22 protein-coding genes are annotated in these 20,289 nt (G+C 57.6%); 8 read left to right on the top strand and 14 right to left on the bottom strand.

Annotation, left to right across the window (positions count from 1 at the left end; all coding sequences use genetic code 11):
- Window positions 1-11: 11 nt before the first annotated feature.
- Both BW919_RS00450 and BW919_RS00445 read left to right on the top strand, forming a co-directional pair.
- Complete coding sequence (locus BW919_RS00450) at window positions 12-1,505, top strand: APC family permease (protein WP_088334746.1); 1,494 nt, start codon at window positions 12-14, stop codon at window positions 1,503-1,505.
- 18 nt (window positions 1,506-1,523) lie between these two features.
- The gene (locus tag BW919_RS00445; RefSeq protein ID WP_343224400.1) at window positions 1,524-2,861 is read left to right on the top strand and encodes an RsmB/NOP family class I SAM-dependent RNA methyltransferase; all 1,338 of its coding nucleotides are present in this window, start codon (window positions 1,524-1,526) and stop codon (window positions 2,859-2,861) included.
- Between the two features lie 188 nt (window positions 2,862-3,049).
- On the opposite strand, the gene BW919_RS00440 is transcribed toward BW919_RS00445, so the two are convergent.
- The 10 genes from BW919_RS00440 to BW919_RS07780 all read right to left on the bottom strand — a co-directional run bounded on the left by BW919_RS00440 (window position 3,050) and on the right by BW919_RS07780 (window position 12,278).
- Window positions 3,050-3,670, bottom strand: a complete 621-nt coding sequence (locus tag BW919_RS00440; protein WP_088334742.1) for an MBL fold metallo-hydrolase — start codon at window positions 3,668-3,670, stop codon at window positions 3,050-3,052.
- Window positions 3,671-3,683: 13 nt separating this feature from the next.
- Entirely contained in the window at window positions 3,684-5,021 is a 1,338-nt protein-coding gene (locus BW919_RS00435; protein ID WP_088334740.1) for a cobyrinate a,c-diamide synthase, read from the bottom strand.
- Between the two features lie 556 nt (window positions 5,022-5,577).
- On the bottom strand, window positions 5,578-6,459 hold the full coding sequence (locus BW919_RS00430; protein WP_157665791.1) for a cation diffusion facilitator family transporter: 882 nt from the start codon (window positions 6,457-6,459) through the stop codon (window positions 5,578-5,580).
- Window positions 6,456-7,463, bottom strand: coding sequence for a hypothetical protein (locus tag BW919_RS00425; protein WP_088334736.1), 1,008 nt, complete (start codon window positions 7,461-7,463; stop codon window positions 6,456-6,458). The genes BW919_RS00430 and BW919_RS00425 overlap by 4 nt, the downstream gene beginning before the upstream one ends.
- 205 nt (window positions 7,464-7,668) lie before the next feature.
- Window positions 7,669-8,220, bottom strand: a complete 552-nt coding sequence (locus BW919_RS00420) for an MBL fold metallo-hydrolase (RefSeq protein WP_088334734.1) — start codon at window positions 8,218-8,220, stop codon at window positions 7,669-7,671.
- Window positions 8,217-8,675, bottom strand: a complete 459-nt coding sequence (locus BW919_RS00415; RefSeq protein ID WP_198324616.1) for a hypothetical protein — start codon at window positions 8,673-8,675, stop codon at window positions 8,217-8,219. Before BW919_RS00415 ends, BW919_RS00420 begins: the two co-directional genes overlap by 4 nt.
- A gap of 2 nt (window positions 8,676-8,677) precedes the next feature.
- Window positions 8,678-9,355 carry a hypothetical protein gene (locus BW919_RS07790; RefSeq protein ID WP_157665789.1) on the bottom strand — a complete coding sequence of 226 codons (678 nt, stop codon included), beginning with the start codon at window positions 9,353-9,355 and terminating at the stop codon, window positions 8,678-8,680.
- A 6-nt stretch (window positions 9,356-9,361) separates the two neighbouring features.
- Window positions 9,362-11,596: a GTP-binding protein gene (locus tag BW919_RS00405; RefSeq protein ID WP_157665788.1), complete on the bottom strand. Its 2,235-nt coding sequence runs from the start codon at window positions 11,594-11,596 to the stop codon at window positions 9,362-9,364.
- A gap of 14 nt (window positions 11,597-11,610) precedes the next feature.
- Window positions 11,611-11,979 (bottom strand): hypothetical protein, encoded by a 369-nt coding sequence (locus tag BW919_RS07785; RefSeq protein ID WP_157665787.1) that lies wholly within the window; start codon window positions 11,977-11,979, stop codon window positions 11,611-11,613.
- A gap of 107 nt (window positions 11,980-12,086) precedes the next feature.
- A complete protein-coding gene (locus BW919_RS07780) occupies window positions 12,087-12,278 on the bottom strand; it encodes a CAP domain-containing protein (protein ID WP_343224399.1) in 192 nt (63 codons plus the stop codon).
- Between the two features lie 231 nt (window positions 12,279-12,509).
- Between BW919_RS07780 and BW919_RS00400 the strand changes: the two genes are divergently transcribed.
- On the top strand, window positions 12,510-13,562 hold the full coding sequence (locus BW919_RS00400) for a GMC family oxidoreductase N-terminal domain-containing protein (RefSeq protein WP_088334726.1): 1,053 nt from the start codon (window positions 12,510-12,512) through the stop codon (window positions 13,560-13,562).
- 575 nt (window positions 13,563-14,137) lie between these two features.
- Here BW919_RS00400 and BW919_RS00395 read toward each other — a convergent pair.
- Window positions 14,138-14,674 (bottom strand): hypothetical protein, encoded by a 537-nt coding sequence (locus tag BW919_RS00395; protein WP_088334724.1) that lies wholly within the window; start codon window positions 14,672-14,674, stop codon window positions 14,138-14,140.
- Entirely contained in the window at window positions 14,671-15,567 is an 897-nt protein-coding gene (locus BW919_RS00390; RefSeq protein WP_088334722.1) for an AEC family transporter, read from the bottom strand. Before BW919_RS00390 ends, BW919_RS00395 begins: the two co-directional genes overlap by 4 nt.
- 17 nt (window positions 15,568-15,584) lie before the next feature.
- Between BW919_RS00390 and BW919_RS00385 the strand changes: the two genes are divergently transcribed.
- The 5 genes from BW919_RS00385 (at window position 15,585) to BW919_RS00365 (ending at window position 18,730) form a co-directional block, all read left to right on the top strand.
- Entirely contained in the window at window positions 15,585-16,244 is a 660-nt protein-coding gene (locus tag BW919_RS00385) for a hypothetical protein (protein ID WP_088334720.1), read from the top strand.
- Window positions 16,219-17,124, top strand: coding sequence for an AIR synthase-related protein (locus BW919_RS00380; protein WP_088334718.1), 906 nt, complete (start codon window positions 16,219-16,221; stop codon window positions 17,122-17,124). Before BW919_RS00385 ends, BW919_RS00380 begins: the two co-directional genes overlap by 26 nt.
- Before the next feature lie 16 nt (window positions 17,125-17,140).
- Window positions 17,141-17,542, top strand: coding sequence for an OsmC family protein (locus tag BW919_RS00375; RefSeq protein WP_088334716.1), 402 nt, complete (start codon window positions 17,141-17,143; stop codon window positions 17,540-17,542).
- Between the two features lie 226 nt (window positions 17,543-17,768).
- Window positions 17,769-18,206: a hypothetical protein gene (locus BW919_RS00370; RefSeq protein WP_088334714.1), complete on the top strand. Its 438-nt coding sequence runs from the start codon at window positions 17,769-17,771 to the stop codon at window positions 18,204-18,206.
- Window positions 18,203-18,730: a hypothetical protein gene (locus BW919_RS00365; RefSeq protein WP_088334712.1), complete on the top strand. Its 528-nt coding sequence runs from the start codon at window positions 18,203-18,205 to the stop codon at window positions 18,728-18,730. Before BW919_RS00370 ends, BW919_RS00365 begins: the two co-directional genes overlap by 4 nt.
- A 39-nt stretch (window positions 18,731-18,769) precedes the next feature.
- Here the strand turns inward: BW919_RS00365 and BW919_RS00360 are convergent, their stop codons facing one another.
- Together BW919_RS00360 and BW919_RS00355 are read right to left on the bottom strand one after the other, a co-directional pair.
- Window positions 18,770-19,783, bottom strand: a complete 1,014-nt coding sequence (locus BW919_RS00360; RefSeq protein ID WP_088334711.1) for a homoserine dehydrogenase — start codon at window positions 19,781-19,783, stop codon at window positions 18,770-18,772.
- On the bottom strand, window positions 19,759-20,274 hold the full coding sequence (locus tag BW919_RS00355) for an ACT domain-containing protein (RefSeq protein WP_088334709.1): 516 nt from the start codon (window positions 20,272-20,274) through the stop codon (window positions 19,759-19,761). The genes BW919_RS00360 and BW919_RS00355 overlap by 25 nt, the downstream gene beginning before the upstream one ends.
- Window positions 20,275-20,289 lie beyond the last annotated feature (15 nt).

Below are 20,289 nucleotides of genomic sequence, written 5' to 3'. Positions count from 1 at the left end.
GGTGGTCAGAAGTGACCGGAGACGCTGAATTGGAGAAGGTGGGTCTGAAGCGTGAGCTTACCATGTTGGGTTTCATTTCAACGATCTGCTGCACCGTGATCGGAGGAGGAATCAACGTCCTGACGTGTATGATACAAGTCAAGGCACCGGGAGTCGGTCCTTACGTTCCGTTGGCGTTCTTGATCGGAGCCGTTCCGAGCTTAGTAGCCGGTATCGTAGCAGGAGCCCTCAGCGCGGCTGTTCCACGGGCAGGCGGTCACTACACGTACGTGAGCAGACTGTTCGACCCGTTTTTGGCATTCTTCAGCTCTTGGAGCCGATTCGTTGGTGAGATCGGAGCCTTCGTAGCGATCGCGATCGGAGACGTGGCACTGTTGGCTGCGATGTGCAAGTTCTGGGGTGCACCAGGAGCCGGAAACTGGCTCAACGCCCATACCCTCGAAGTGGCGACAGCCATCATCATTTTCACGTGGCTAGTCAACGTCTTAGGAATCCGGATTTATGAAGCCGTCGTCGATGTGATGTTCTTCATCCTACTGACGGGTTTCTTCATCGTCGTCGGGTATGGATTCACACACTCCCCTGCCGAGTACCTCAAGGCGATAGGCGGAACGACCGCACTGAAATCGTTGATATCTCAGGCTGGAGGACTACCGAAAGATGTGGGCACCCTCAGCGCGATATTCTCGGCGGCAGCGACGCTGGTGTTCGCGTATGTAGGTTTCGAGACGGGTACGCAGGCGGCCGGTGAGGTCAAGAAGCCGGAGAAGACTGTGTTCAGAGGCATGCTGATCGCACTGGGAATCATTACGGCGTACTATCTGCTGTACTCGGCCGCGGTGTACCACGCCGTGCCCTGGGAGTACATCTACGCTAAGGCGGCGCTCGCCGACAAGGCTGGTAGTAACTTCACTGTCCCCGAGGCGATGGCTCCGATAATGCCGAGCGCACTCGCGGGATACGTGGCGTTCGTAGCCGCTATCGCGCTGCTAAGCGACCTGCCGCCGATGTTCCTGTCGACTAGCAGGATGACGTTCGCCTGGGCCTACGACGGGATGTTCCCGAAGGCGCTCGCCAAGGTGCACAAGCGCTTCGGTACCCCGCACTGGGCACTGACGGTCCTAATGATAATCTCGGTGATCCTGACGTGGGCGGTCGGTGAGTTCCTGGCGGCCGTAGACATCACGACGGTAGCACTACTGTTCACATATCTGTTCATCTGTATGACCGGACTGGTCTGGAAGTTCGTGAGACCGGACATCTACGAGAAGGCCCCGTTGGGTGACAAGACCAAGAAGGCTGTTAACTGGTTGGGAGCCATCGGTACCGTGCTGAGCTTACTCTTCCTGGGTGAGATCGCCATCAGCGATTCGACGAGCTTCTACTGGTGGATCGCCCTGATGGTGCCGGGACCGTTCATCTTCTACTACGCGTACAACAGGACCGTGAAGAAGCTGGGTCCGGAGAAGGCCAGGGAGCGCCTAATGACTATACCACCTGAGTAATGGGGGGCCTCCCCTCCCATACGCGCCGTCATCGGAACCCTCGTCGACGCGCTCACAGACATGGAAGAGCGAGGTTACTCGCTTAAAGCCGCCCTTCGTAACGCACTTCGCGGTATTGATGAACGCCGACATAGGTTCGTTCAGGCTTTAGCCCACGAGCTCGTACGAGTTCTAGGTAACGTAGACCTAGTCCTCAATAACGTCCTCCGCGGTTCCACGGTCGAGGACCTTCACCCGTATCTCCGTAACGCTTTACGGGTAGGTACGTGGGAGATTCACTGGCGCCGTGAGCACCCTGGGCCAGTCACTAAGGCAGTAGTGGACGTCGTCAAGGAGCGTGTCGGGCCTAAACACGCCCGTTTCGCCAACGCCATTCTCAGGCAGGTGGAGCGTGTGAGCCCCGAGGAAGTCGTAAGTTCCATTAGGGACCCTACGGCCCGCTTCGCGGCCCGTTATAACTTCCCCAAGTGGTACGTGGAGCTCGTGCGCTCGGCCTTTGACAGCATGGACGAGTTGAGCAGGTTCCTGGAAGCCTGCAACCGGAGGCCTGCCCGGTACGTCCGTGTCAACACCTTAGTATCCGACCCTGAAGAAGTCGTGAGACGGCTGAAAAGGAGGGGAATCGAAGCAGAACGGGACCCGGACGTACCAGATGTACTCCGCGTAAGGTCCGCCGGAACACCGGTCATCAAGACTCCGGAGTTCAAGAAGGGCGTAGTATACCCTCAGACGAAGGCCTCCGCAGCCGTCGCTCACGCCGCCGAACCTGAGCCCGGGATGACCGTCGTCGACTTGTGCGCGGCTCCAGGTGGAAAAACCACCCATCTAGCCCAGCTGATGGAAGGTTGCGGGGAGATCATCGCGATCGACATGCACCCGAAGAGGTTCGAGACGCTGAAGAAGCGGGTCAGGCAGTTCCACGCGGACGATATCGTGGAAACCCTGCGCATGGACGCGCGCGACGCGCCCGATCAGCTGGGTGAGGGGATCGCGGACTTAGTCCTCGTCGACCCGCCGTGCACGGGCACGGGGTCCGTTTATTCCAAGCCTGAGAAGAGGTGGGATCGGGAGACAACCGGCGAACCGACCAAGTGGGCTCAGCTCCAGTGGGAGCTCCTGAAGGTCGCCGTGAGGCTGCTGAAGCCGGGAGGAAGGATGGTGTACTCCACTTGTTCGATCACGCTAACTGAGAACGAGCGCTTGATCGAACGTCTCGTCCGGCGCTACCGGGACCTCGAGCTCGTAGACGTCCCGTTGGAATGGGCCTCGCCCGGTATAAGGATGCCGGAAGCTCGCAGGATCTGGCCGCATCGTCACGATACCGACGGTTTCTTCGTGGCCCGAGTTGAGGCGTGATGAGGCCCGTCGCTGGTGACGTCCGGATGATCGGAGGCCCTCCTACCGCGGCGGCTGAATCCGCCGATGAGGATACGCACCTACACTACAGGGCGACGACGACCGAAACGGTGGTTCCTGAGGACCGGGATGACCTGTCGGGCGGGTTCCGACGAGAGATGGGGAGGCGTCCCTTGGGGGGACCGAGATCAGAGCCTCTCCGAAATCCGCATCGGCACGTACGCCGGCTCTCCACCTACGACCTTCGCCAAGTATGCAGATTCCGAGAGTCCCGTACAATGACACGCGTAAACTTCTCGGACCCCGTATTCCCAGAACAGCTCGGCAGTCCGCTCTAGTTCCTCTTCGGTGGCACCCATCAGGTGCAGGCCGCCGACCACCGTCCTCGGCTCGTACTCGTTCAGTAGCTCCTCCAAGTCGAAATGACAGCATCCTATCAGCGCTACGTTCCCAACGATCAACGCCTGCTCTGGCATTGGTCTACCCTCGTACTCTCCCTCGAATGTCCTCGTCACGACAACATCGTCGAGGGTCTCCTCTCCGCCGCCGGGTCGGTGAACGGTTCCCTCAACGGCTTCCAAACCGCCCGTATGGTCCCAGTGTTCGTGAGATAACACTACGTGGTCGAAGCTCACGTCGAATCCTGCCAGCTTCAAATTGTTAACCAAAACATTCGCAGAAGGACCGGTGTCGAAGAGTATCAGCGAGTCATCGGTTTCCACGACGATCGCCAGACCGTGTCGGGCGACGTAAGGATCGCGGACCATACCGACCCGGTTGTCCACCACTATTGTGATCTCGGCCACCACCCGACGGAACCCCCTATTTCACCAGACCTTGGAACACACCGCCGTCCGACCTGATGTGGAGGTGCGTGTACGAAGCTACCGTGTTCCCCTTAACGAGTCCGTCTAGGCCATCCTCTACCCCGGTTCCCCGTGAGAGTTTGTACGCGTACTCCAGATCCTCCTTCACGTCCACTACTGAGTAGTGGAACTCGTGACCACGGATCTCGGATCCGGACGGTGCGAACGGGTGCGCGTCAGTCACACTACCTTCGACGTATCCCAGCGCAGCCAACCGTTCCCGCATCCGTGCCACCGCATCGAACACTCCCACCATATCATGACGATTTCCATCCGCGTCCACTATCTCTGAACACAGGTACATCAGTCCTCCGCATTCTCCCAGGATCTTACCTCCCTCCTCGTGGAACTCCAGAAGGTCCCTCATCAACCGGCCGTCGAGGTTATCTGCGTACACTTCTGGGTATCCGCCCGGGATGTACACGGCGTCGACGTCCGGAAGCCGATCCTTCTCTGGATCCACCGGCACGATCTCCGCGGATTCCGCTAAAAAGCGCAAGTTCTCCCTGTAGTAGAAGGTGAATACGCGGCCCGAGATTACCGCAACTCTGGTTTCGACTCGCTCCGGTTCGGGGGGTGGACTGGGCTCTACTGAGGATCCTTCGACCTCCAGCTCTCGGAGCGCGTCGAGGTCTACGTGTTCGGCGACAACCTCACCCCAGTACTCCGCCACCCGCTCGGCGAACTCGTTGCGCTCGTCCGCCGGGATGAGGCCCAGATGTCTGTCCGGTATGACGGCGTCCTCGAGTCTGGGGATTATTCCGAACACCCGAACACCGGGGCAGTAACGTCTCAGCGCTGTGATTAGCAGTCGCCTGTGACGCTCGCTCCCGACCCTGTTGAGAATCACCCCTTCGAGTCTGGCTCCGATTTCGTAGGCCATGTCCAGGAACCCGCGGACCTCGGCTGCGACCGTCGTGGCGTAACTCCTACAATCCACTACCAGAATCACCGGGACGCCTAAAAGGGCCGCCACGTGGGCGGTACTCCCCTCGATAGTGCCTTCCCCGTGCCCGTCGAACATTCCCATCACGCCTTCTATGACCGCCGCATCGCATCCCCGTGTATACCTCTCGAAAGCATCTACCACGCCGCCTTCTCCCATCATCCAGACGTCCAGGTTGAACGCCTCCCGACCGGCCGCGACTTCCAAGTACGTAGGGTCTATGTAATCAGGACCTACCTTAAAGGGGCGTACCCGGATTCCCTCTTCACGTAGTGCCCTCGCCAACCCTATCGAGAGCGAGGTTTTACCGCAGCCACTTCGAACTCCGGCGACGGCCACGGCTAGCATCGAGACCACCCAGCCACTCCGCGACTCGACAGTCTACGTGGACTTTTCTCGGAGGTATTCAGACTATGTCGAATGAACTCGAATGAGCCATGGTGACAGCGTATCCTATCACCGCGTGATGCGTAACCGTCCTACGTAAAAACATGACGATGTGAACACCATGGTGCTTGGATGGATATTGACGAAGTAATTATCAATATAGGTTCATAAGCTTGTTCTTATAAGGTGAGGGTAGATTAGTCTTACTAGAACATGAGACTACAAATAAAACTTTCAGCAGTGTAGTTGGCGATGACAAGGATATAACAAATTTAGAGGATAGAATTTTGCCGTATATGATAATAATCAACTAGAAGTAATGTTAAATGTCTAGATGTAATTGAACGTGAGAATGAGCGAGAGTCAATGCAGAGGGTTCTGGTATGGTGTGGGTTAGTTTAATGTCAGAAACGTTATAAACTGCTACAACTGGGGGGTATTTCGATAGACTTCGCCGATGGTGAAGGGGCACTTAGATAGTTAAGAGTGCACATAAAGTGAAGCTGGTTCTTGAAGCTTACATTGGGACGAATTCCACGGTTACGAGCTCGGCGGCTGATATTTCTCGGCGGATCCCATTCACGATCCGTCTCCTGACGACATCGAGTTCCTGGAGGTGTGCTTCCGGATCCGCGGCTATGAAAACGTCGAAATGGTAGGCCGGACCCATCTTCCTGCCACGCACCGCGATGAGTTCAACGTCAAAATCAACGTCTTGAAGTGTGTTCTCCACGATCTCGTGAACGCGCTCGAGTAGTTCGTCTTCGGGAGCCACGTCCATAAGCTCGTGGATGCTCTCCCAACACAACTCCAGACCCATGTGCGCGACCATCAGCGAGACTACGAGCGCGGCACCGGGATCCGCCCATGGATATCCCAAGAGTGCTCCGGCGATACCGACGCTAGCAGCCACCGAGGATAGGGCATCACTGCGATGGTGCTTAGCGTCCGCTTTCAGCGCCGAGCTTCCTATGCGTTCGGCCAGCCTTAGTGTGTACCTGTACATACCTTCCTTAGCCGCCACGGTTCCGAGGGCCACCGCTAAGGGCAGTGTGGAAGTCGGTGGTTCCGGGTTGTGAAGACGCATCATTGACTCCCATAGCAGTAGAAGACCCGTGAACGTGACCATCATGGAAACTCCCAGTCCTGCGAGGGCTTCGGCCTTGTAGTGACCGTACATGTGACGGGCGTCCGGCGGTTTTCGGGCGACTTTGGCGCCCAAGAGTACCATTACGGAAGATACGGTATCTCCCAGGGAATGAACGCCGTCGGAGACCAACGCCCAGCTGCTGGCGATATATCCTATCGCTATTTTGAGAGCCGATAAAAGGACGTTTCCGTAAATCCCTATCAGCGCACCTCTACGAACTTCCTGAAGACGCTCCTCGACGCGGCTCAACGCCTCACCCCGAGGAGAGATACCAATGTTATCGCCGCCGCCGCGAGAGTGGCGAACCTCCAACCGTCGAGTCCCGCGGACAGGATCGCTCCCACTATCGTCTGACTCACGGCGTAACCCACTCCTATTGCCGTGGAAACGGCCCTAACTCCCCTACCTCCACCGCTGTAGATGTTAGCCGCGTAGTACATGAGACCTGTGGCGGTTCCGGCCGCGAGCACGCTCGCTATCGAGTAGCCGAGAGCAGCACTGACCACGCAGAGTACGGTCGCCAGCAGTGTTGACTCGAGTTCACCGAGCCTGGGACCTAGAAGTTGAGCTACTCCCCCGACCGCGGTCATCATGGCGATTACGAGCCCGTAATCACCTCCGTATTTGGGGGCAAGGAGTGTGATGGCTGAGTTGGGTAGTGTTGAGGCCAGCGTAAGTGCGAGCGCAGCTCCGAACGCCACCGGATACCCGTGATACGCGCTTACGTCTTCCAACGGTTGGATCTTCAGCGTCAACAGTGGAAGACTTAAGACCGCTGCGAGTACGCTGAGGACCGAGCTGATACCGAACGGGTCCCGTACGTGGGAGGAAGCCAAATAGCCGGTGATGAAACCGACGTTGGACCAGAAATTGTTCTTGGACACTACGGAACGTCCAAACTGCAGTGCGGCGGCCACGTTAGCTGGGAAAGAGAATCCAGAGCAGACTCCTTGAAGGGCTCTGGCGAGAGTTAATGACGCTATCGAGCCGTGAACGAAGAAAGGTAGGAGGGCCCAACCGTATCCCAGACATCCCAAACATATAGGGATACCAGCTCGAACTCCTTCCAGGAGGCTCGTTGAAGCCAAAGAGGTGATAGTCATCGTGATCGAGAACGTCGATAGGACTAGGCTGGCCGCGAGCTCATCCCCGCCACGACTGTATACGTATACCGGTACGTTCGGGAGCATCAGGGCTGCCGCCGCCGAAATCACCGCAGAGTTGACGTAAAGGGACCAACGGACGACGGACACCGCTACCCCGGGCGTATCACCCCGTCGCGCGGAAAAACCTTCACGGCTGATGGGCCAGATGTCTGTGGATCTATAAGAGGGGCCGAGGAGGTGGGAGAACCGTACCGGGTCTTCGAGCCGTTCGTCGTTGTGGATCATCCTTTAACGTCAGCTATATCCAGCTGACGATACCACGGGCGTGTACACCAGATAATTGTCTTCACCTTCACCGCCTAAGGTGTACCCCGTGTCCCGGTATAACGACTGGGTACGACAGAACTTTCTCGAGGGAGTCTTCCGCGAGTTCGCGGTCCCAACTGACAGCCGGTGGTACGCGTTTCAGCGCGTTGTCGGGAGTCGGACACGCGTCCCCGGCGATCACGATCCGGCCCCCCACGACTACGGATATATGACCAGGGGTGTGACCCGGAGTTTCGATTATCTCGACACCTTCGGGCGGGTCGAACGAGTCGATAGGGTCCACGTCGACGGGGATCGATCCAACCTCCTTCTCGTGCGCGTAGAATTCCGGGTGGAACGCCTCGGCGATCGTCCGGGCGTTACCTACGTGATCCCGATGTCCGTGGGTGAGGATAACGGCGTCGACGCCGTACGGCTCGAGATCGCGGATCAGTCCTTTCGGATCCTCGTTTCCGGTGTCTACCAACAGGTTCATCTCCTCCGTGAGAACGAGGGTGGACGACGAGTCGGCCTCTAGCACGCCGCCGGACGCCGATCTTACCAGTTTACCTTTCCGCACGACCACTACTACTGTCATCGGCCGTAGTTCCCCTCGTACCGACCAGTGTCTTCCGCCCGGAGGAACACAACCTGAACGACACGTTCTCCACGGGCTACCCGGTACGGTGCCGTGTGGTGATTGACGGCGAGAACCCTGATCTTACCCCTGAAACCCGGGTCGCCGAGGGCCGTATGTACGGAGACACCGGATCTTAATAGTGTAGATCGCGGTAGGAATAGGGCGGCAGTGTCTTCTGGGACCTCGAGCTCGGGTGCCAGCTCGAGTACGTAAGGGACATTCGGTTCGAGCTCGAACACCCCACTTTCGGTTTCGACTTCGCGATACTCCGGTAGCCGCTTATCGTCGCCCTCCAACAGGGCACCCTGACCCTCGAGACGGAAAACCCTATCCAGCTTGAGATCGATGCCAGCTGGCTGGTACTGGTTCTCGTCCAAGTCGGGGAACAGCTCCCGTAGTACGTGCTCTCCCAAGATCATCCGCTCAGCGCCCCCCTCACGACCCACACGGTCTGAGAGGATGCCAGTAGCAAGCGTCCGGTGGGTGTGGTCTCGAGGTCTCGGACCCTCGGTCCCAGTGAGGACGTCAGAGACCTCGCCTCCTCCAGGAGGTCCTCCGCGACGTTGGAATTGAGTGTCTCTCGGAGCAACGGTTCGACCTCGTCCCCCACCCATGCCGGGAACAATTTCCACAATTCGTCCACCTCTAACCCCCGACGACGTAACATGAGCGTGGATGTCGCTTTGAACGTGCGCGGGTATCCCAGTTCGATCAGGTAACGGTGGAGATCGTCGAGGTCCCCGAACCCTACCAACCCTACAGTACTTCCCCGGACGCCCTTCAGGAAGAGCGCAAACGTTCGTGTACACAGTGCGAGGACGTTCGAGGCTTCAAACGGCCGATATTCGTTCATCTCGACCTCGGCACCGGCTCTTCGAAGGTCTTCTTCCGGGCAAGGACCCGCCCACGAGACCGTAGGTGGTCGGAGTGAGGAGCGGACGACCCTGAGTAATGGCCGTTTCAGCAGCTCTGCTAACGACTCGCTGTCGGTGTACACTCGAATAATACCCGACGTCTTGATCCAACGCCAAACGCTCCGGAAGTCTTCAGGGGTGATCGTGAACGGGTGCGCTAGTGGGAACAACGCCAACACTTCGGCTCACCCCTCTCCTTTCTGCGAGCCTCGTTTCGGCTTCACCGGCCTGAACACCTCGAAGAACCGACGCGGGTTCTTCAGCGACCGACCGTCTCGCGGCTTGATGATCACCCGGTTTCCGGTCAACGTCGACGCGATCATCCCTCCGTCCTCCCTCCAACCTTGGAACACGACTACTTCGCCTTTCGACAGCCCAGTCGTGATTGCGTTCGGATCCTTCACTTGTAGCATCGTCCCTTCTTCCAACTCCTCCGGATTGCGTATCGGTAGTCTGGAGTAATCGCCAAACCTTCGAGAACCACCTCCGAAGGCCGTAACGACGGCTCGTCTGACCGTCTCACGATCCACGCGCTTCTTCACCCTACGACCGAGTTGTCCGCGACGTGCGATTGCGAGCGCCGCTACTCCGTGATCCCGGAGGTCCCTGGATCGAACGTTCTCGAGCTTGCCCGACGATAACCTGTACACGGCTTCCTTCGTCGTCTCACGCTCGTCGACTAACACTATCTCGACCTCAGGAAGCACATCCACTACGGCTTCGACAGCCACATCGTGACCTGGTCCGTTACCGACGTACACGAGGTTCGGTTCTTCTCGGTCCGCTAAGAACATCTTCAGTGTACGCCTCAGCTCTTCCACCTTGGCGTCACGGGTGTGCCCGGTTAGCTTGACGGAGGTGACGTCGCAAGGACCTCTTCTGGGGATGTATGCGATCCCAAAGTTCACCTCGCCCGGATCCACGGATAGTATCGGGCCACCCGCACCTGCGGACGAGATCAGTCGTATCCTCGCCCGTCCCGACGTCTCCGTCATGAGATCGCTCACGAGCTCGTTAAGCCGCGGCGCCGGCACTATCGCCTTGATCGAAGACTCGTCCGATTCGATGACTTGCCCCTCGTGCTTGTACACCAGGGAAGCTGCCTTCCCGACGTTGTCTACCTCAATAAGTACGTTCTCGATCGGGTACAGTTCGAAGATCCCGACCTCTTCAATCGCCGCCGCGATAGCATCCGCTAGAGCTTCGGGAGGGGATTCGCCCTCGGAGAGTATGTTCACGACGAGTCCGTCCAGTCCGAGTTCCTCCGAGACTAGGTGGACCGTTGTAATCTCCTTCGTGGTGGCGCGATCCTTGCCCCGCTTGAACACCCGAACGCCTTCAGAGGCTCTTGGGAGCACCTCGACCTCGACCGGACCGGAGCAACCCACCGCCCTTCCACCGACGGTCTTCACCCCCTCGAACTCTCTGGACGTAACCTCTACCTGAATTCCCGCTTCCTCGAGCTCCGAGCGGATCTTGTCGAATTGTACGTCACCAAGACACGAGATCTTAATGTGGCGTTCATCGATGATCTCGGTTTCGACCCCGAGGTTCCTCCTTTCTACGTCTTCGAGAATATCACGGGCTTTCCTCAAGTCGTCTACCTCGACAGTGTACCGGACGCAAGGGCGCACGTCCTCGGGGTTCTCGACCCTGTACCCTCCTGTTTCCGTAAGAAGGATTCCTGTCTCCGGCGCACGGTCCATCGCGGCCAGTACTACGTCACCCGGCTGAGCTTCTTGCATTCGTTTCTCGTCCGGGGAGAGGAGGGCCCGAACCCTATAGACCTCTCCCTCGTATCGGAGCTCATCCCCAGGTTTCAGGGTACCCGCACGCACCACTCCGGTAGCTACCGAACCGAGTCCTTCCCGCTCTCCGACGTCGACGACGAGGAAAGCCGTCTCCTCGTCCGGGTCTCCCCACCCGCGCGGTTCGATGTGTTCCACGATAGCGTCCAGTAAGTCTTCGATTCCCTCACCCGTTTTGGCCGACGTGGGGACGGCGGCCACGGGTTCGAGCCCTCGTTCTTTGACCTCCCTGACTACACGCTCGAAATTCGCCCCCTCCTTATCCATCTTGTTTACCGCTAGGACCACTGGCAGCCCGAGCTCCTTCGCCTCCTCGATGATGACTTCCGTCCTAGCTTGCACGCCGTCGTCGGCCGCCACGACGAGCACTAAGCCGTCCGACACTAACAGCGCTTTACCCACCTCCTCCCTGAAGTCCGAGTGTCCCGGCGTGTCGATGAAACGTATCTCTACGCCTTTCCATTCCGTCGGTATCACCTTCATGACCGCAGTGATACCGCGGCTGAGCTCGAACTCCTCTTTGTCAGGAAACTCCCCGGTGATGCTCTCGAGCAGCGAGGATTTACCATGGTCTACGTGACCGGCGATCGCGACGTTGATACGTCTCTTCACCGCGGTGCCCCTCACTAGCGCCGTCGACTGGTAAAGAACGTTTGACGGTTGTCGGTAGCGACGTACGACGGGACCCCGTCCGGCAGGGTTACCTCGGTAACTTCGAGAGCGGCTACTCCTAAGCGACCTTTCGGAACCCAGAGATCACAACCGGCAGATACTGCGCGGACTGAGCACGTTTTTGGCGATCTTAACTGGGTCCCGTAACAATGTCGGGCCAGCGTTCCTGACGAGCCATCCATCGACAGTGTCTTGGTGGCCTCACAGAGCTCTTCGAGGCTCGTTTCGTACCTCGTCCAGAACTGTGGGAAGTCTGACCGCTCGCGCTCTCGGTAGACAGCGTTCGATACAGCTATCTCCACATCATCGCGGTGCGCCGTCAATACCTAACAAAACGGTAGTACCTTTAATTTAGCATGTCTTCTGAGAGATCGCCCCATAATCTCCAGAGATCAACACACCGACACCTTCGCAATCCCTTCCGAACGTTCTACCGATGTGGAGTGCTGAAAAGCACCGTTATTGCGAGCAACTTGGCCGTCAGGGTAGGTTCTCCCGTGTTCGGAATACGCGCCATGTTCTCGAAGCTATACTCCTGACGACACTCGTGAGTGCAATTCGCCTCATTCATCCTCGCCGCATGTTGCTCGGCCAGTCTCGCCAAACCCGGACCCCATTTCAGCGGGAATAATCCCTAAATCCGTTGATTTCCGGGCGAAACGTCTCATCAACGCCTGCTGCAACGAGCGAGGCCGGAGATAACATGACAAGTGGGACCGAGGATACACGTATTTCCGAGTTGGTAACCCACCGTACCTTGGAAGGGAGCTACTAAAAAGGTACGTTTGACGTGTGACTGCCAGGGCTCGAGTTGAAGGTTTATATCGTAGGCGCAGGCCCTTCGGGATGTTGGGTGGCGCGGCGAGTTAATGAGATGGGATACGACGTTACCGTGATTACCCATCCCGAGAACAGACTGCAGTCGGAGCGCTTCGGGCATTATAGGGTTTACTACGGAGAGGGGCTCGGTGGCTCCGCTAGGTACTCGATGGGTAACTTCTGGTTTTGGGGCCCTGAGAGCCTCCGGAGGCCATTTGAGCGAGTTCTCCGCGACATGACGTGCGAGGTACGAAGAACACCTGAATCGGTCATGTCAAACCTCGATATTGAGTTCGAAGAGGCCTCTGAGGACGTCGGACTTGAACCAGAGCATATGCCTAAATCCGTTCATTTTGATCTGTGTGATGGGTGTGGAGAATGCTTAGAGTGTCCGAGAAATGCGAAGTGGGTTCCACAGGACGAACTGCCTGAAGGAGTTAGCGTACTGAGAGACGAGTGCATTCGATTTGAGTTTTCTGGAGGTAAAGCGACCGCTATCGTACTTAGATCCCAGACAGTAGAACTTGAAACCGACGACATTGTTGTATTGTGCGCGGGTTGTCCCGGCACACCCCGGCTCCTGGAGCGTAGCGGAATAGACGCAGACGGTCCGCTGTTCGTGGACGCTTACATCCATGTCGTGTCCGACCTGGAGGCGGAGCCCGGCATTCAAATGCCAATAATCGTCGACATGGGTGAGTACATCTTGTCTCCACATCGAACTTCGGCTTATGAGGGCAAATACTCGATCATGGTGAAAATTGCGGACGAACTCTCGGGCAACGTCATCAGCGGGGAGAAACCAATCAGCGTCCGAGAGATAGAGCTTTTCACTGAAGGGTGCGCGGTGGCGGGCGAAATCATCTCAAGAATGGGGGGTAGAGTACGCGCCGTCACGGAGCCTTCGGGCGCACATCCCGGTGGAACGTTGTCCGATAGGGTCGACAACAGGTACGCGCTGGAGGGATACGACAACGTTTACGTCGTGGATGCTAACGTATTGCCCGAGCCGTTGGGTAAACCCCCAATCGGTGTTATCTTGGCGATGGCAGAGGACTTCTGCGATAAGCTGAGGAGGAGCGGCTGACGTCCTCAAGGGTAAGTCTTCCGATGGCTGTGAATTCGTACGACATCATCGTAATCGGGGCCGAACCCGCCGGGCTCTCCGCCGCTACGAAGGCTGGAGAGTCAGCTACTGTGCGATTTGCGACGACCCTATCTTTCAAAAACCGGACCGTCACGGCTGTTGGTGTGAGGTACCTACGCAGCGAACATGGGTCTCTTCCTCTTGGAGATAGCCGGGCGTGTATGAATCCGGACGGTACGCTCGAGTGTAAGACCCCTGACTGAACGTATGCTCTTACGCCGCAACGCGGAGGTTGGTCGTAACTAAATTCGGCGGATCGTCGGGAACGAGCGCGTCGAGGGCATCGAGCTCTCTCCGATGGGAACCTCTCCTACCCTGTGAGGGCGTCTTCATAGAGGCCGGTAAGGCGCCGAACTCGGAACCGTTTCGGTATCTCTTGGAAACCGACGATCACGGCCACATAGTCGTGGACAGTGAAATGCGCACATCCTGGAGGGAGTTTTCCGCCAGAGACGTCACGACGGTCTCGCATCGGAACTTGCCCTTTGCCGTGTACCATGGCAGCGTGGCCGGAATCAACGCCGCCGAGTACGCGTTGAAGTCTCGACGAGCTGCCACTCCGAGTACTCCGGGACGTCGAACTTCTTGCGCTTTAACTCCACGTACACCACATCCGGTCTGGTCTTCACGGTTACGAACGCCCTGAGTAAGTTGGACATAGTCGCCTCTTGAAATACGATCTTTCGGCCGTCCCTAATCTCAATCTCCGTCCTAATATGTCGGTGTCTCTCCGGGACGCCGACCTTAGCCCGCACGACGTCGTAGTTCGAGAATACCTGTTCGTAGATCGGTTTTAACATTTCGGTCACGTCGGTCCCGTCGATCATCACCTTACCCACTCTACGCTTACTGCGGTAAAGTCGGAAAAGGACATCGAACGCCGTGATCGCGTGAAGGATGTCTCGCCTACATCCGCCGATCTCAAACCGTAGCACCTCCGGCTCTTCCGAGACTATGTCTCGTAGGGTGTTGTCGAGGTACTCTTCATAGGACGACCACTCAGAGGTTTCGCAGCGATGCACGTCCCGATAACACACGGTTGGGACTTTCACGCTCCACCACCACCCAATATCAGGTAGACCACCGTCGGAACCGTCGCTATCGATATCACGGTAGTCGAGAACACCAGGGCAGCGGTTACGTGCAGTCTCAGTCCCAAGAGCTCCGCCAGTACCAAGTTCATCAGGGCCGGAGGCATTGCGGCTTCTAGAACGGCCACTTTACCGTCCAACCCCGATGGGGCGATTGCCACCGCCACTACCGGTGATGTACACAACTTAACGACCCAGACGGTCGGTATCACATTGATGACGGATTTAGGGAGATCCCACCGAAGTGAGGCTCCGAGTGAGACCATGATGACCGGCACTACGGAGCGTCCCAGCAACTGCAGAGTCGAGCGGATGGTATCGGGCAGGTGAAGTCCGAGGGCCGTCCAACATATCCCAGCGACGGCGGCATAGGCGGGCGGAAAGCGTAGGCTCATCTTCAATGGGTTTTCGCGGCGGGAAGACAGCATCAGGTAAGCCGCTATCACCGACAAGGTCGTCCCGAAGTCGTAGAAAACCGCCGCTTCGAGGCCCGGTTCCCCGAATGTGGAGAGGCATATGGGGTACCCAAAAAACCCGGTGTTCCCCAAACCCGAGGCTAGGGCAGCGGCTATCGCATCGCGCCGATCGCGCGCCGTATTACGAGCGATCGCGAAACCGATGAGGGCACACGTGACCGACAGCAACATCGAGATAACCACGAGCTTGAGATGTTGGAGTAGCCCCTGGATCGGGGCCCTAAACATCGCGGAGAACACTAACGCCGGCATGGCCAAATAAACCACGTACGCGTTGAGATGAGAGGGTGTATCTTCGGAGAAGATCCCAACCTTACGCAACGTGTATCCAATGAACACTAGTCCGAGTACCTCGGGGAACACTTCCAGCCCTCCCACGTGCGGGGGACCCCCTCTTGGACGTTCTGGACGAGTTATACCTGCGGTTCCGTGAGGCCGTCGAAGTAGCTGGATATTCGGAGATACCCTCCCAATTCTTACAGCACTGGGTCGCGCGCACTTTGGAGGATGCGTTGGAGGTGGTGGGAGACTTATGCCCTGGTGACGTGATGCTGGAGGTAGGAGTCGGATCGGAAGTCGGAACCTTCCAAGATAGACCCAGAAGGATCGACATCCTCGTTCGTGACCGGGTGATAATCGAAACGAAGAGACCGGGTGAGCTAAACAGCGGAGGGAGGCTCGAGGAAGCCCGTGATCAGCTGCTCAGGTACTTCGCCTACCTCGTCAGAGAACGGGATGTGAGACCGGAGGACGTTCTCGCGGTCCTCACAGATGGGGAAATCGTTGTCTATTACGAGGTCGAGAAGGAAGAGCTCGTCCAGGAAGGTCCCAGAAAGCTCGACAGAAGCGAGTTCAGGAGGATGATCAAAACTATACTTCGTAGGGTGGGAGAGGATCCCAGCCCGCTAGAGCTCAGCCGAACGTCGGTCGAATTGAACCATGCGGCGATGGTTCAGTGGATCGAAACGTGGAAGGAGGTCCGAGAGCTCCTAGAGAGGGTCGAGAAGGAGCTTACGGGGGACGGGCGGGGTGGCCCGAGGGACCTCCTCCTATAAAGATTTGCGTCGGCACGTGCTCAGGTACACCGTGGACGACGTCAAGGTGGTAAGGTTACTCCCGGAGTTCGGTCGAGCGGAAGTCGGTCTAGCCGACTACGACGATGCGGCCGTGGTGATGGTGGATGGAAAGCTCGTAGTCAGCTCTGACGGTCCATATGCGTTCCGGTTGGTAAGGAAGTCGGCCCTTGTCCACGCCTCAACGGACGTGCTAGTGGCCGGAGGGGAGCCACGATTCGCTGTCGACACCATCATCGCACCTACGGAGAAGGGAGCGCTGGAGGCCGCGAAATGGATAGGACGACAAGCGCGTGCGCTGGGTATCGAGATACTCGGCGGCAACACGATGATCGAGGACGATGTCGAAGAGCCGAAAGTATCGATGACAGTGATGGGGCCGCTCGTAGCTCCCGAGCCGATCACGGACTGCGGGGCCGAGTCCGGGGATTCGGTCCTGCTCGTGGGTGAGCCTATCCATGGGAGTTTCCAGGAGAGGATGGAAAGAGCACGCCGTCTGTTCGACGCATTCCCAGAGTTGGCCCGTAGGGGGCTGGTGAAAGCGGCAAAAGACGTGACTAAAGGAGGTCTTGTAGCTATGGCGGCCCTCGTCTGCGCTAAGTCCGGTGTTGGAATGGATTTGAACTCGGTTCCCTACTCATCCATCACTCGGAACTGGGATAACGTCCTCGCCGTCGTATCCCAGGATGACGTCGAGGAAGTCCTCGATGTGTGCGCCGAGCGTGGGTGTCCTGTGACGGTGCTCGGCGAGGTAATCGAAGAACCCATCCTTCGAATCGCCGGTCGAACACTCGTCGACAGTGAGCTCATGGCGAAGATCGAGGATCATCTCAAAACATTTAAAAATTTCAAAGAATTTTAAACTCTCGGGATACGAGATGCCGGACGTCATCGCCGAGTTCCTGGGTGACGGTGAGTGCGCCGTTGAATTCGAAGAGGAGAGGATGAAGCTCGTTAGCAGCAGAGTGGCCGAGCCTGAACACGTCATCCCGTACCACCTCTTTCTGGCCGGTATTCTCTCTTGTGTGACGATGAACGCGGGTCGCGCGTTGGAGAAAGCCGGAATCGACGCCGAGGTGACGGCGGAGACGACCGGGAAGAAGGACTGGGACCGCCTGGCGGTGACGATAGAGATCACGATCAGGGTGAAACTGAAGGATGACACCGACTCCGACGAAGTTCGAAAGATTGTAGAGAAGGGCGCCGACCGGTGTATCCTGAGCCGTACCTTGGGCTCAGCCATCGTCAGTAAAGAAGTGGTCGTAGAGCGGGAGAACTAACGCGCTCATCCCAACTCTTCGTTCTCTCCACCCGCATATCACGGTTGGATTGCGTTTCACAGATGGTACAGATGTGGTGTCCTCGATGTGTGTTTGGTTCGAGCTCGATCGGACCCGCAGTCGCACGCGAGTGTAGCAGTCGGCTCACGAGCGATGACGGGGGACCCTGTTACTGCTCGGGGAGAAAAGCTAACGTCCTTCCAAACTCCGAACACGTGGGGTCCCGATGACCCACACCACCCTGTGGATAACGTTAGCGGGGCTTTGTCTCGTCCTCGCTGGCATCGCACTGATTTCTGCGATAGTCGTGGAAGGAACCATCGAAGCCACTACTTGGTTCACGATCGCCGACCTAGCGGTTTGCGCGGCGGCCATCTACGTCGGGATTACTGGCCACCAGTTCTCCTCTCTGCTCCCAACTGTGGGTCTAGTCGTTGCTACCTTGATGGCCGTAGCACACGTCATTTACACGTGGATCATTGGTATTCTCAGGCTGGTGACGGGGCGAGAGTCCAAGAGCGTCGGAGAGAGACCGGACACGCTCCGTGCGTTCCTCACGCGCGTGCTGGAAAAGCTCGGTTATAAAGGGAAGGTTGATCCAGGAGACCGCGAGGCCGCTAGAAGGGTACTCGAAACGTGTCGAAGATGGGGATGGGACAGATGATGACGGTAGCGACCGCCGGGGCTGCATCCATCTATTTGGGGGGCAAGCTCGCTCCCGGTAAAGAAGCCTGGAAGTCCGAAGGAAGGCCGCTCGTCGAGCTGGGTGCCGTACTGTACGCAACCTGTCTCCGCCTGTCCGATAGCCCGATCCCAGAAAACGTCGCGTTAGTGGCGTTTCGTGGTTTAGAACATGTCCACGTTTACAAGCGAGAGATAGGTCTGAACGTCCCCGGATTCGCCCAGGCGGTGAAGAAGTCCGTCGAACGTCCTGATGAGGCATTCGTAGAAGCTCTGAAGAGCATGTCCCAAACGTTGCGTTATCGCGTAGATTCCCTGCTTAACCACGACCAGAAGCTGGTCGAGAGGTTTTCCAAGGACATCCTTAGGACTATGGAGGGATCCCTAGGTAGCTCCCCCACCATAGCCGAAATACTAGACGTCATCGACGAACACGTAGAGGAGAACGAAGGATGGATTACTTGGGATCCAGTTAGAGCGTTGCTCGAGATCTTGGGGTGGCGATAATTGGTTTGAGATCACGAATTAGAATTCTTCGGACCGGAACTAGCCAACGTTCTCGGCAATGGAGAGGACATCACTCATGACGGCGCTAGCGGTTTCTAAGGGACCGGCGCCCCGACCCGACACGTAAATGTCCCCAGCTACGTCGGTCTCGAGTCTCACGACGTTCATGACGCCCCTCACCTTGGCCACAGGGTCGGACTTCGGCACCAGACACGGACGTACCGAGAGCTCGCCGTCGCTGTCCGCTCGACCGATTAATTTGATCCTGTAGCCACGCTCCTCCGCGATCCGAATGGCCTCAGGTGTGACGTCCTCGATACCCGTAACGTCAACGTCCTTGATGGTGCAGTCTAGTCCCAAGATGGCGTTCGCGAGGATGACAACCTTACAGGCGGTATCCCACCCTTCGATGTCCATACTCGGATCCGCTTCGGCTATCCCACGAGATTGCGCCTCGGCGATGGCATCCTTCAGAGATATACCTTCTTCTTCCATCCTGGTGAGGATATAGTTGACAGTGCCATTGAGTACACCCTCTATCGAACGTATGTCCACACTCTTCAGCGTCTCGCGTACGAGGTTGAACACAGGCATGGCACCGCCAGCCGTAGCCTCGTAACGCACGACGACGCCGGCTTCTTCGGCCGCCTCCATGATTTCCCCGTAAGCCACTGCCAGTGGTCCTTTGTTCGCAGTTACCACGTGCCTACCCAACTCTATGGCTTTCATGATGTGTGATAGACCGGGTTCGCCCGTTTCTATATCGGTGGGCGTGAGCTCCACGAGAACGTCGAACTCCACTTCCTCCATGACCTGCAACGCATCGCCGCTCTCACCGACCTCCGCCACGGTACCCAGTTCCCGCTTAGCCTTCAGCACTTCGGCCGGGTTAAGGTCGTTCTTCACCCAGACGCCTCGAGAATCCGCGACTCCTACCACGCGAACGTCGATGCCGAACTCCCGGGCGTACGCGTCCCGCTTCTTGGCCAGAAGTCGCATTAGTCCCAGTCCAACAGCCCCGAGGCCGATCACGAAGAGGCGCGCCTGGCGCACCGTATCACCTCCACCGGGAAGATGGCTACGAGATCCTTCTCTTCAGCGATCTCCTCGATGGTCTGGACGGCTTCCCTCAGTGCCTCCTCGTCCTCGTAGATGAGCGTGAATCCCGCGGACGACTCCCGCTCCGGATCCGGCATCTCCAAGTCGACGTCTACGACGCGGGCGCCCTGTATAGTGTTCACCCGGTCGATCGTGTCCTTAATATCCGTGTCTACGATGTGCCCTATCAGCACGACGTCCGTCTCGTGCCCCGGCCCCCTACCGAACCGCAGGATCTTGACACCCTCTAACTCACTGATGCTCCGCGAATACTCACGGGCGACGTCTTCCGTGGCTTCGAACACTATATGCACTCGGGCGCGGTCACCATCTCGCGAATGAGATATACTGATCACGTTACCACCGATTTTCGACAACGGTTCGAGGACTTTTACGAGCTGTCCGGGCTTATCCGGCAACACTACGTCTAACTCGAACCGTTTCATTCCGAATCCCCCGGG

Origin of the sequence: Methanopyrus sp. KOL6 (assembly GCF_002201915.1) — an archaeon.
GTDB lineage: Archaea > JAADCQ01 > Methanopyri > Methanopyrales > Methanopyraceae > Methanopyrus.
Note: the sequence above shows the minus strand (reverse complement) of the source record. Positions and strands in the feature narration are given on the sequence as shown.

Excerpts from the sequence above, each read along its gene's own strand:
- BW919_RS00370 (WP_088334714.1), top strand. The coding sequence starts at position 17,769 with ATGACCCACACCACCCTGTGGATAACGTTAGCGGGGCTTTGTCTCGTC.
- BW919_RS00355 (WP_088334709.1), bottom strand. The coding sequence starts at position 20,274 with ATGAAACGGTTCGAGTTAGACGTAGTGTTGCCGGATAAGCCCGGACAG.
- BW919_RS00420 (WP_088334734.1), bottom strand. The coding sequence starts at position 8,220 with ATGACAGTAGTAGTGGTCGTGCGGAAAGGTAAACTGGTAAGATCGGCG.
- BW919_RS00435 (WP_088334740.1), bottom strand. The coding sequence starts at position 5,021 with ATGCTAGCCGTGGCCGTCGCCGGAGTTCGAAGTGGCTGCGGTAAAACC.
- BW919_RS00375 (WP_088334716.1), top strand. The coding sequence starts at position 17,141 with ATGCCGGACGTCATCGCCGAGTTCCTGGGTGACGGTGAGTGCGCCGTT.
- BW919_RS00365 (WP_088334712.1), top strand. The coding sequence starts at position 18,203 with ATGATGACGGTAGCGACCGCCGGGGCTGCATCCATCTATTTGGGGGGC.